This is a genomic window from Massilia horti, assembly GCF_004614195.1.
GTDB classification, from domain to species: domain Bacteria; phylum Pseudomonadota; class Gammaproteobacteria; order Burkholderiales; family Burkholderiaceae_D; genus Telluria; species Telluria horti.
Window position 1 is genome coordinate 1 of sequence record NZ_SPUM01000098.1, and the last position, 10,612, is coordinate 10,612.

The window sequence follows — 10,612 nt, forward strand, 5'->3', positions numbered from 1 at the left end:
GCCTACTCAGGTCAGGACGCTGCACGTCCGTACAGTGCTTTCTTTCACGTTACGCTATGGCGTCCGCCCCCTCCTACAGCACCGGGCGGCCATCGATGAGCCCACCGTCGCCCACCACCGTGCCGACCTCGATCTCGAGCGTCTTGCGCACCAGCTCGGCCAGCGTGCCGACCCCCATCTTCTCCATGGCCCGGGCGCGGTGCACCTTGATCGTCTTTTCCGTGATGCCCAGGTCGGCCGCGATCTGCTTGTTCAGGCGGCCGACCACCACATGCTCGAGCACCTGGTGTTCGCGCGGCGTGAGCGTGGCCAGCCGGCCGCGTACCGACTGCAATTGGTCGCGCACCAGGCGCGCCTTGCGATCGGCCTCCAGCGCGCAGCGCACCGCCGCCAGGAAGACCTCGTCCTCGAACGGCTTGACCAGGAAATCGAGCGCGCCAGCCTTCATCGCGTTCACCCCTGCCGCGACATCGTCATAACCGCTCATCAGGACCACCGCCCGCTCGCCGCCCGCCGCCAGCAAGGCCTGCTGCACGGCCAGCCCGTCGCGCTGCGGCAGGCGCACGTCGATCACCGCGCACCCGGGCCGCGACGGCTCGTGCGCCAGCAAAAACTCTTCGGCCGACAGGAAGGCCTGCACCGCCAGTCCCTCCACCTGCAGCAGGCGCGCCAGCGCGCGCGACAGGATCGGGTCGTCCTCCACCAGATACACCACGCACTTCTCGTTCATCTCATCCTCCCGCGGGCGGTAGCGTGATCCGGAACACGGCGCCCTCCCTGCCATCATTGGCCGCTTCGACCTGACCGCCATGCGCGTCGATGATCGCGCGCGAAACCGACAGGCCGAATCCCAGTCCTTGCGGCCTGGTCGTAAAGAACGGTTCGAAGATGCGCTCCAGCGCATCGGCGGCAATGCCCGGCCCGCGGTCGGCCACCGACACGCGCACCGTGTTCCCGGTGCCGGTTTCGGTCTGGATCGCCAGCTGCCGCGTTTCCGGCGGCGTTGCCCGCATCGCCTGGCAGGCATTCACGACCAGGTTCAACAGCACCTGCTGCAGCTGGACGCTGTCGCCGCGCACGGGCGGCAGGCCGGTGCCGAGTGAAACGTGCACCTGCACCGCCTGGGCATCGAGCGCGCAGCGCGCCAACTGCAAGGCCTGGCCCACCACCGCGTTGATCTCAAGCGGCCGCAACTGAGCCTCACCATGCAGGAACAGCAGGTGCAAGTGATGGATCACGGCCGCCGCGTGACGGTCGGCCTCGACGATGTCATCGAGGATCGGCTCGAGCAGTGATTGGTCCGCCGGGTCGCGTGCCAGGCAGCGCCGCGCGGCCTGGGCGTTTGCCAGGATCGCCGCCAGCGGCTGGTTCAATTCGTGGGCGATGGCGCCGCACAGCTCGCCCAAAATGACAGCGCGGTTCAGGTAGGCCACCTGCGCTTGCTGCTCGCCGAGCGCGCGTTCGCTGCGGCGCTGGGCGCGCGCGCACCGGAACGCCTGCGCACGGCACGCAGTCAACGCTTTCTTGCGCTCTACCGCCTCGGCCTGCAGGCGTTCGGTATCGCGCCGCAGCGCGGCGATGCGGGCGGCCACAAAACAGGCGGCGCCGGCAGCCACCAGCCGCACCGCACCCGCCACGAGCGCCTTGGCTGCGCCCCCCTTCGCCAGCGTCCAACTCTGGTACATCGATCCATCCTCCGCGGCACCGTGCGCGCTAGCGGCCTGGTCGAACCGGGATTGCGCGCCCGCCTCCCGGACGGCGCCTGCGCGCAGCGGCTATCCTCCGACCAGTATTCCTGACGGCTTGACGAGCCGGCCGGTCTGCCGCACATGGCCCTCCCCCGGGCTATAGACCATGCCGGTGCGCGCGAGTTTGGTGTCCGGTTCCTGTCACTGTCGCGACGGCAACCACTCCGATATCGGAACGGCAGCGCCGCAGTGTGGTCTATATCGGGGAATCGAGGCGCACGCTCGCCGCGCGTTTATCTTTTTTCCGCCCGGAGGTCATCATGCTTAAAATGCTCGCCCGCCCTGCTGGTTTGCTGCTTACCTGCGTCTACCTGCTACTTGCCGGGTGCGCGTCACCCAAGACGCAGGTGGATGCCGCCACCGACGCCGAGAATGCCCAGGCAACGCTCGAACGCTTCGTGCGCGATCCGCAAATGACATGGCTGCAACAAAACCTGCCGCGTGCGAAAGCGGTGCTGGTCAGCCCGAGCATCTGGCAGGCCGGTTTCATTGTCGGCGCCTCCGGCGGCACTGCCACCGTGATGGCGCGCAGCCAGGGCCCGCACCGCTGGGTCGGACCGGCGTTTTATAAATTGGGTACCGGCAGCATTGGGTTGCAGGCCGGGGCCCAAAACGTTGAAATGGTGATCCTGGTGATGAACGACAAGGCGTTCAATTCGCTGCTGTCCAATTCGTTCAAGCTCGGTGCTGACGTCAGCATCGCCGTCGGCCCGGTCGGCGCCGGCACCGGCGCCCCGATCGTGGCCGACATGGTGATCTATACGCGGTCGAGAGGCTTGTACGGCGGCATCAACCTGAGCGGCATGGTGGTCACGGTCGACAGCACCGGCAACGCCTCGTACTATGGCCAGCCGGCCAGCCCGGTCGACATCCTGGTGCGGCAAACCGTGACCAGCCCGCGGGCCGCCGCGCTGGAGCAGAGGATGGTGGGGCTGGAAGCCGAGGCCGCCAACAGCGTCGCGAACCGCCGCTAGGAAGACCGGTGGCGCCGCTCGGTCGGCGCCGGATCGAGTGGCATCGGGGCCCCGACGGGAGCCGCCGGTTCGGGAGCACGGGCAATGGCAGTGTCCGCCGTCCACTCGCTCAGCACAGCATACGCCACCGCCAGCAGGGTCGGCCCGACGAACACGCCGAGCAGGCCGAACGCCTTGGCGCCGCCGATCACGCCGAGCAGGGTCAGGATGAACGGCATGTGACTGCTTTTGCCGATGATCATCGGCTTGAGCACGTTGTCGATCGCGATCGCGACCACGCCGCCCCACACGATCAGGAAGACCGCCCAGGCGGCCGCGTCTTGCCGGACCAGCCAGACGGCCCCCGGCAGGATCACCAGCAGCGGGCCGCCGGGCACGAAGGCGAGGAAGAACGTGATCGCCGCCAGCAGGCCGGGCGAAGGCAGGCCCGCGAGCCAGTAGCCGATGCCGCACAGGATGGCCTGCACCAGCGAGGTGCCCAGGATGCCATACACCACGCCCTTGACGGTCCCGCCCAGCAGCGCCAGCAGCGAAGGGGCGCGGGCGCCGGCAATGCGGCGCATGGCGGCTTCGAGCGCTATGCCAAGGCTCTTGCCGTTCAGGTAGAAAAACGCGGCAAACAGCACACTCACGATCAGCAGCCCCAGGCCCTGCAACAGCCCGAAACCCGCTTCCAGCGAGGTGTGCAGGATCGGCCGCGCCAGCTCGCGCACGCGCTCCACCATCGCCGGGTTGTGGTTGGCGAGCCCTTGCCATGCCTGGTCGATGCGCGGGCCCACCAGCGGCAGCCGGCTGATCCAGTCCGGCAGCGGCGGCACCCCGGCCGCCAGTTGCTCCTGCGCCCGCGCCACCAGCACCGGCAGCTTGGCCGTGACCGTCACGCCTGCATACAGCACCGGGCCGATCAGCACCACCAGGATCACCAGCACCACCAGCAGCGCCGCCAGCCCCGGCCGTCCGCCGATCGCCTTGGCCAGGCGCTGGAACGGGCGCCAGCTGCAATAGGCCAGGATCGCACCCCAGATCAGGGCGGTGACGAAGGGCGCGACCACCATCAGCGCGCCGCCGACCAGGACCAGCAGCGCGATTATGCCCGTCAGTTGTTCCACCAATCGTTCGAATTTCACCGGAACCTCCTTAGCTGTGCAGTCCAAACGCCGGGCGAGCGCCGGCAATCTTGCACCATTGTCAGCGTCCAACGGGACAGCTCAAATTGGACTTAAGCCTAACCGGGAGCGCGCCGGGCGCCGCTGCCGCGTCATGGCAGGCCGAGGAATAGATACAGGCTGGAACGCCCGCCCTTGGCATACCCGTAGCCAAAATAGATCGGGCCGAGCGGTGTCTCGCCGCCCAGGTAGAGCGCAGCGGCCTGCTGCCAGCCTTCCAGGGCGGTTTCGGTAAAGCGTTTGCGTGCCCGTCCGAACTCCAGCGACAGGCCGACGCGCAGATCGCCGGACAGGCCGAGCGGCATATGGCCGATGATCTTTTCACCGCGCACACCAACAAAGCGCAGGTCGCCGGCGAGGATCTGGTTCCTGACGTAGCCGGACAGGTTCAGGATGCCGCCCAGCCCGCCGGCTTCGGCGATCGGCAGCCGGCTGCCCCAGCTGTTCAGGTAGCTGTAGCGCACGTTGACCACGTACGGGTCCCACGACTTGATCGCGCGCAGGTCCGAGGACAGGGTGCTGTAGTCGAGTCCGTTGTTTCTGAAGTAGGTGACGTTGGCCGACCAGCCCCTGGTCGGGTAGAACGCGCGGTCGGTCTGGTCCAGGTCAAGGATCGCCTGCCAGCCGCGCAGCGTGACCTGCCCATTCGGCAGCGTCGGCGAGCCGGTTTCCACCGAGGTGTCCACCTTGCGCCACCGCCAGCCGAGCCTTGCCTGGCCCAGCACGCCGATATTGGTGCCCACATTCACCTGGACGCGCCGCTGGCGCACGATGTAGTCGGCGATCCGCTGGTCGTTCTGGAACACCCCGAACCGGTTGCGCTCGAGTCCCGCGAACGGTTCGACGAATACCCGCTGGCGCGGATCGAGCGGCTGGTAGAAATCGGTAAACACGTTACTGCTGTCGCCCACCTGCGCCCCGCTCAGCCACTCCGCGCCCAGCGCGTTCACCCATTTGCGGTGATAGGCGGCGCGCAGGGCAACGTTGGTCTCCTTCGACGCCGCCTCGAGGTTGACGCCAAAGCGCAGGTAGTCGGGCCCCCAGGGCTTCTCGGTCAGCAGGATGCGCACTGTGGCACGGCCGTCATGGGGGAGCACTTCGTAGTCGACTTGCTCGAAGTCGCCGTCGCCGTAGATGCGGCCCAGGCCCCGTTCCAGCCGCACCGTGTCGAGCGGCTGGCCGAGCGGCACGTTCAGGTGCCGGGCGACCGCTTGCGCATTGACGTGCCGCAGGCCAACGATCTGCACCTCGTCGACGAGCGGCGGCGCCTGGTAGTCGACCTGCAGCCGCCGCGCCCAGGCCGCATACTGCTCTTCCGGCACCGCGTACTGGCGCAGCCTGTCGGCCTGCGCCAGCGTCGCGTTGCGCCCGCTCGCGGCGCCCTCGCGGAACTTGTAGAAGTCGGCCGACGTAATGCCCTTGAGGTCGGGCCGGATATAAATATCGGAAGCCCTGAGCAACGCGCGCGAATCGACCGAGTTCCGTTCGGCCAGGATGTTGATCATCTGCCCGGTGACGGCAACGATCGAATCCACGTCCTGCGGGCGGCTCAAAGGCGAGCCGACATCCACCGCGATCACCACGTCGGCGCTGCAATGTGTCCGGACCTCATCCACCGGCAGGTTGTCGACCAGCCCGCCGTCCACCAGGTTGCGCCCCTGATAACGCACCGGCGACAGCAGCGCCGGTACCGACATGCTGGCACGCATCGCGGTCGACAGCTGGCCGGAGCGGAACACTACCTTCTCGCCGGTGCCGATGTCGGTGGCCACCAGCGACAGCGGCAACGGCAGGCTTTCGATCGCGCGTTCGCCGCGGTCCGCGCCGACCAGCGTGTTCAGGAACAGCTTGATCTTCTGCCCGCCGACCACGCCGTGCGCAAAGCGCAAGCCGCGGCCGGTGACGCCGAACTCCAGGCCCGGATAGTAGCTCCTCTGCAGGGTCCGTTCGCGGTAGTTGGTCTCCGCATGCGACGGATTGTCCTCGAACAGGTCGCGCCAGTCGACCCGGGCCAGGCGCGCCAGCATGCGCTCGGGCCCGACGCCGCTGACGTAGGCGCCCGACACCAGCGCCCCCATGCTGGTCCCGGCCACGCAATCGACCGGCACCCGCAACGCGTCGAGCACCTGCAGCACGCCGATGTGGGCCGCCCCGCGCGCGCCGCCACCACCGAGCACCAGGCCGATGCGCGGGCGGGCCGGCGTCTGCGCGCCGGCTGGCGCCAGCGCGCACGCGGCCAGCACCAGCGCCACCAGCGGTTTCAGGGGGGTGGGGGTCATGCTCGAAGCCTTCCAGTGGCAACCAGCGCCCATGGTAATCGGCACGCCTGCCGCGCACGGCAGCGCCCGCATCCCCACTGATGAGCATCAAGTGCAGTGTCCTGACACTAGACCAAAGGTCAATAGGCGCACCTGCCATGCCGCGCTATGGTGGCTATCGGTTAGCAGTTGAACACGAGGATCGCCATGAAACTCACTTCAGGTGCAATCGTCGTCACCCTGGCCCTGATTGCGGGTTGCCAATCGACTCCCCCCGCCCAACCGTCCGGCTTTCTCGGCGATTACTCCCAACTGCAGCCGGCGCCGGACCGCGTCGGCGTGATGCTGTATGTCGATCGCAACTTCGATTTCCGGCCCTACACCAAGCTGCGGCTCCTGCCACCCCAGGTGCTGGTGACGCCGGTGCCGGGCGAGCCGCCGCCGGACCCCGCAGTGATCGCGCGCATCCGCACCCAGATGCACGAGTCGCTGCAACGGTACCTGGCACCCACCTACCAGCTGGTCGACCAGGCGGGGCCTGACGTGTTGACGGTACGCTCCGCGATCACCGGCCTGGAGGCAGCCACGCCGCCCAAGCACGCGATCGACGTCCTGCCGGTCAAGGCGCTCGTCAATCGGGGGCGCGAGGCCGTGGGGACCGCGCCGCATGTGGCCGAGATGTCGGGAGAGGTGGAAGTTCTCGCCCCCGATGGCAAGCGCGTGATCGCCGGCACCGCCTCGCGCAAGGGCGACCAGCGACTACCGCAAGGTGACCAGATCACGTGGGAGTCGCTCGCGTCGATTACCGATTACTGGGCCAGGAACGTGCGCAAACGCCTCGACCAGTTGCGCGGCGTCACGCCGCCGGTGGCCATGAATGTGCAATGATCTGGGAGACAAAAAATGCGAACCATGATATGCAACGCGGCGCGCCTGTTATTGCTGGCATTGCCGCTGGCGGCGGCTGCCCAGCCGATCGCCTACCCCGCCAACGGCCAGAGCCCTACGCGGCAAAGCAAGGATGAAGGCGAATGCCACCAGTGGGCGGTCAAGCAAAGTGGCGTTGATCCCGCTGCGCTGGCTGCCACGCCCGTGCCGCAGGAAACCGGCCCGGCGGTTGGCGGCGGCGAACGCGCCGGTGGCGCCGCGCGCGGCGCACTCGGTGGTGCGGCGATCGGTGCGATCGCCGGCGATGCGGGCACGGGCGCCGGCGTTGGCGCCGTTGTCGGCACGATGGCCGGCGGACGCCGGGCACGCCAGAACCAGGAGGCGCGCAACCAGGCGGCGCAACAGCAGCAACAGGCGAAAATGGACAGCTTCAACCGCGCCTGGTCGTCCTGCATGAGCGGGCGCGGGTATAGCATCAGTTAGGATCGTAGGGTGCGCACCTGTGCGCACGCTGTACGGTTGAATGCCGTTGGCGCGGGTACACACACGTACCGCGTGCGCACAGGTGCGCACCCTACGGCCCTGCTAACGCCGGTGACCACCGTGCGCGAAACCACCACCGTAGCCACCACCATACCGTGCACCACCGCCCTGCCAGCCTGTGTGCTGGGTCTGCGCATAGCGCTCCGTCTGCATCGTGCCGCGTTCACGCGCCTGCCACTCCTGGTTCAGGTGCTGCGGCACCGCGGACGACTGGGCGGTCGTTCGCGTGCCGCTCGTGCCGGTCGTGCCGCCCGTGCCGCTAGCGCCGCTCGCGCGTGCCTGGCTACCGGGCTGCACCGAGGTGTTGCTCCAGCCGCCGTTGCTGTACTTCTGCCAGCTGCCATTGGACCGCCGATACACATTGCCGTCCCTGCCCGCATACAGGTCGCCGCTGGCAGTCATCGCGGCGCCGCCGGTGCCGCGCGCCCCGCTGCCGCCCACCGCCCGCGCCCCGGTCGACGACTGGGCCGAAGCCACCGTGCCGGTCGCCGAACTCGCGTGCTGGGTGGTAGTCGTGGTACCGCCGCGCTGCACCGCCGAACTGCCCCATTGCCCGTACATGTTGCTGCCCTGGCGGGTCGCCGCCGCGTTCCCGGTGCTCGGGTTGCGCCCGGCCGCATAGGATGCGGAACCGTACGGCCCCGTGGCCGTGCCGCCGCGCGCATAGGCGCCGGTGTACGGATTGTATGCGGCCCCGGCGCTGCCGCTGCCGTAGGGGCCGTAGGCGCTCGCGGTACGCGCATAGGTGCCGGTGTACGGATTGTAGGTGGCGGTGCCAACGCCATAGCCACCCGCCGGCCCGTACACACCGCGCGACACGCCGTAGGCGCCGGTGTACGGGTTGTAGACCGAGCCGACCCCATACGTCGCCGAATACGGGCGGTACACCGGATAGCCTGACGGCGGATAGTAATAGGACGGCGGGTAGTAGTAGCCGGTGCCGTTGGCCAGGATCGCGCCGACCGCCGCGCCCGTGACGAAGGTGCCCAGATAGCCGGCCGTGTAGCTGGCCTGGACGGTGCCGTTGGGCGCGGTGGTCTGGGTCACGTAAGTGACGTTGTACACCGGCGAACTGGGCGGAATGGTGTAGATCACGCTCGGCACCGACGGCGCGGTGGTCCATGGCCCGGTCGGCGTATTTGAACGGAACCAGACCCCGTCGGCGACCAGGTAGTATTCATTGTCCACCTTGATCACGCGCGACGCGGTGTTGGTCGCGTACTGCAGCGACGTGTGCTCGATCGGCGCGAACTGTGGCTGGCCGTCGTACGCCACCTTCACGCCCTTGGCCGCCTTGACCGGATCGATGGTCGCGGTGGTCGGAATCTGTGCCATCAGCACCGCGTCCTTCGCCTCGTCGGTGCCGGGCACCGAGGCCAGCACCCGCGAGGCCGGACTATCGAGCGGAATGCGCGCAAAGTCTGGCGGCAGATCCGGCGTGGCGTAGGTCCATGGGCCATCCAGGCTGGCGGCGCGGAACCAGCGCCCGGCCGCGAGGTAGTAATAGGCATTGGTGCGGCTGTAGACGAACAGGTCGGCGTCGGTGTTATTGGCGTAGACCAGTTCGGTACCTGGGATGGCGGAATAAGTGGGCTTGCCGGAAAAGACGATGATCTCGGCCGGCCCGCTGCTGTAGTACACCGCAGGCACGGTCTTGCTCTTCTCGGGCGAGGCCACGGCCTTCTTCAGGCCGGCCCAGTGCGGGTCGTTCAGCACCTGATGCAATCCGGGCGGAGGCGCCGCAGACTCCTGCCACGGCCCCTCCAGCGCCGAGGCGCTCATCCATTGCGCGCCGTTGAACAGGTAGTAGCGGTTGGCCTTCGGGTCCAGGAATACCGGCCAGTTCGCGTTGAGCACGAACTTCAGGTCGCTCTTGCCGGCGGGGGCCAGTTGCGGCTTGCCGTCGGTCTGCAGCAGCAAGGATGGCTGATAGCTGACGAAAATCTTTGGCGGGTCGTTCTTCACCGCCACCTCGTGCACTGGCGCGGGTTTGTTGGCGGCCGCGACCAGCCTGTCGAGCGACATCGTGACGGCCTTGTGGTTAGCGATGAATTGCCTGAATTTTTCATCCATGCGCTTGGCCGTCTGCGGGTCCACCGACGGGAAACTGGTATTGACCACCCGCATATCGTGGATCACGACAGTCCGCTGGTCGACGTCGACATCGGTCAGGGCGTGAATCTCGCCGATGCCGATCACCTGCTTGCCGTCGGCCCCGCGGATGTCGAGCGCCATCCGGAACTGCAGGTCCTTGAAGTTCTTCCACGAATCGACCTGTGGCTCGTAGTAGGTCACGGTCGTGGGCCCGACCTTGACCTCACGCGGCCAACCCGCGTCCTCAGGCACGGCCGCCGCTGCAACCTGGGCCGCGACAGTCAACACCAGCAGCGTCTTCAGTCTCATTGCCATCTCCCTGACCCAAGCTCGTTCGGCCCACCGCGCTACTACGCCGGAGGCGGTACCGGCATGTAGACGACGCCCTCGTTGCCATAACCGGGCGCATACCAGCTCGACCCGCAGTTGTAATAGGTGACCCCGTTCACCGTCGTTGGCGCCACATTGCACGGCGGCCCGGTCACCACCGTGGTCGGAGTGGTCACCACGGTGGTGCTGGGGGTCATGGCCGCCGTCGCCAATCCGCCCACCACCGCGCCCGTCACAAAGCCGGCTGCCAACTCGCCGCCGTCCCAGTCGTCGCAGTCGTGGCAGCCACCGTAATAGCCACCGCCGTAATAACCGCCGCCATATGCCGCCTGGCGATTCGCCTGCGCCTGGGCGGCACTCTGCTGGCGCTGCGCCTGGGCCTGCGACGCGCTTTGCTGGCGCTGCGCCTGGGCCTGGGAAGCGCTTTGCTGGCGCTGTGCCTGAGCCTGGGAAGCACTCTGCTGGCGTTGCGCCTGGGCTTGCGACGCGTTCTGCTGGCGCTGGCTGGCCGAGGCCTGGCGCTCGCTGGCCGCAGCCTGGCGCTGGCTGGCCGAGGCCTGGCGCTGGCTGGCCGAAGCCTGACGCTGGCCGGCCGAAGCCTGGCGCTGTTT

Annotated in this window: 8 protein-coding genes and 1 pseudogene; 3 read left to right on the forward strand and 6 right to left on the reverse strand. The window is 68.0% G+C overall.

Translation table 11 applies throughout. The annotated features are described in order from the left end of the window. Window positions 1-73: 73 nt before the first annotated feature. On the reverse strand, window positions 74-730 hold the full coding sequence (locus E4O92_RS14370) for a response regulator transcription factor (RefSeq protein ID WP_135190426.1): 657 nt from the start codon (window positions 728-730) through the stop codon (window positions 74-76). A gap of 1 nt (window position 731) precedes the next feature. Then, window positions 732-1,685 carry a sensor histidine kinase gene (locus tag E4O92_RS14375; RefSeq protein WP_135190427.1) on the reverse strand — a complete coding sequence of 318 codons (954 nt, stop codon included), beginning with the start codon at window positions 1,683-1,685 and terminating at the stop codon, window positions 732-734. Window positions 1,686-2,008: 323 nt separating this feature from the next. On the opposite strand from E4O92_RS14375, the gene E4O92_RS14380 reads away from it, so the two are divergent. Continuing rightward, on the forward strand, window positions 2,009-2,722 hold the full coding sequence (locus E4O92_RS14380; RefSeq protein WP_135190428.1) for a lipid-binding SYLF domain-containing protein: 714 nt from the start codon (window positions 2,009-2,011) through the stop codon (window positions 2,720-2,722). Here the strand turns inward: E4O92_RS14380 and E4O92_RS14385 are convergent. Together E4O92_RS14385 and E4O92_RS14390 are read right to left on the reverse strand one after the other, a co-directional pair. Continuing rightward, entirely contained in the window at window positions 2,719-3,849 is a 1,131-nt protein-coding gene (locus E4O92_RS14385; protein ID WP_135190429.1) for an AI-2E family transporter, read from the reverse strand. The two genes, E4O92_RS14380 and E4O92_RS14385, sit on opposite strands and share 4 nt — an antisense overlap. Before the next feature lie 131 nt (window positions 3,850-3,980). After that, the gene (locus E4O92_RS14390; protein WP_135190430.1) at window positions 3,981-6,167 is read right to left on the reverse strand and encodes a patatin-like phospholipase family protein; all 2,187 of its coding nucleotides are present in this window, start codon (window positions 6,165-6,167) and stop codon (window positions 3,981-3,983) included. A gap of 186 nt (window positions 6,168-6,353) precedes the next feature. Between E4O92_RS14390 and E4O92_RS14395 the strand changes: the two genes are divergently transcribed. Together E4O92_RS14395 and E4O92_RS14400 are read left to right on the forward strand one after the other, a co-directional pair. Further along, window positions 6,354-7,034 carry a DUF3313 domain-containing protein gene (locus E4O92_RS14395; protein ID WP_135190431.1) on the forward strand — a complete coding sequence of 227 codons (681 nt, stop codon included), beginning with the start codon at window positions 6,354-6,356 and terminating at the stop codon, window positions 7,032-7,034. 15 nt (window positions 7,035-7,049) lie between these two features. After that, window positions 7,050-7,517 carry a glycine zipper domain-containing protein gene (locus tag E4O92_RS14400; protein ID WP_135190432.1) on the forward strand — a complete coding sequence of 156 codons (468 nt, stop codon included), beginning with the start codon at window positions 7,050-7,052 and terminating at the stop codon, window positions 7,515-7,517. Between the two features lie 102 nt (window positions 7,518-7,619). On the opposite strand, the gene E4O92_RS14405 is transcribed toward E4O92_RS14400, so the two are convergent. Both E4O92_RS14405 and E4O92_RS24860 read right to left on the reverse strand, forming a co-directional pair. Beyond that, entirely contained in the window at window positions 7,620-9,980 is a 2,361-nt protein-coding gene (locus E4O92_RS14405) for a hypothetical protein (RefSeq protein ID WP_135190433.1), read from the reverse strand. 41 nt (window positions 9,981-10,021) lie between these two features. Beyond that, window positions 10,022-10,612: pseudogene (locus tag E4O92_RS24860) on the reverse strand (TraV family lipoprotein); the annotation flags it as partial.

Coding starts and splice junctions, on each gene's coding strand:
- E4O92_RS14370 (WP_135190426.1), bottom strand. CDS start 730: ATGAACGAGAAGTGCGTGGTGTATCTGGTGGAGGACGACCCGATCCTG.
- E4O92_RS14375 (WP_135190427.1), bottom strand. CDS start 1,685: ATGTACCAGAGTTGGACGCTGGCGAAGGGGGGCGCAGCCAAGGCGCTC.
- E4O92_RS14380 (WP_135190428.1), top strand. CDS start 2,009: ATGCTTAAAATGCTCGCCCGCCCTGCTGGTTTGCTGCTTACCTGCGTC.
- E4O92_RS14390 (WP_135190430.1), bottom strand. CDS start 6,167: ATGACCCCCACCCCCCTGAAACCGCTGGTGGCGCTGGTGCTGGCCGCG.
- E4O92_RS14395 (WP_135190431.1), top strand. CDS start 6,354: ATGAAACTCACTTCAGGTGCAATCGTCGTCACCCTGGCCCTGATTGCG.
- E4O92_RS14400 (WP_135190432.1), top strand. CDS start 7,050: ATGCGAACCATGATATGCAACGCGGCGCGCCTGTTATTGCTGGCATTG.
- E4O92_RS14405 (WP_135190433.1), bottom strand. CDS start 9,980: ATGAGACTGAAGACGCTGCTGGTGTTGACTGTCGCGGCCCAGGTTGCA.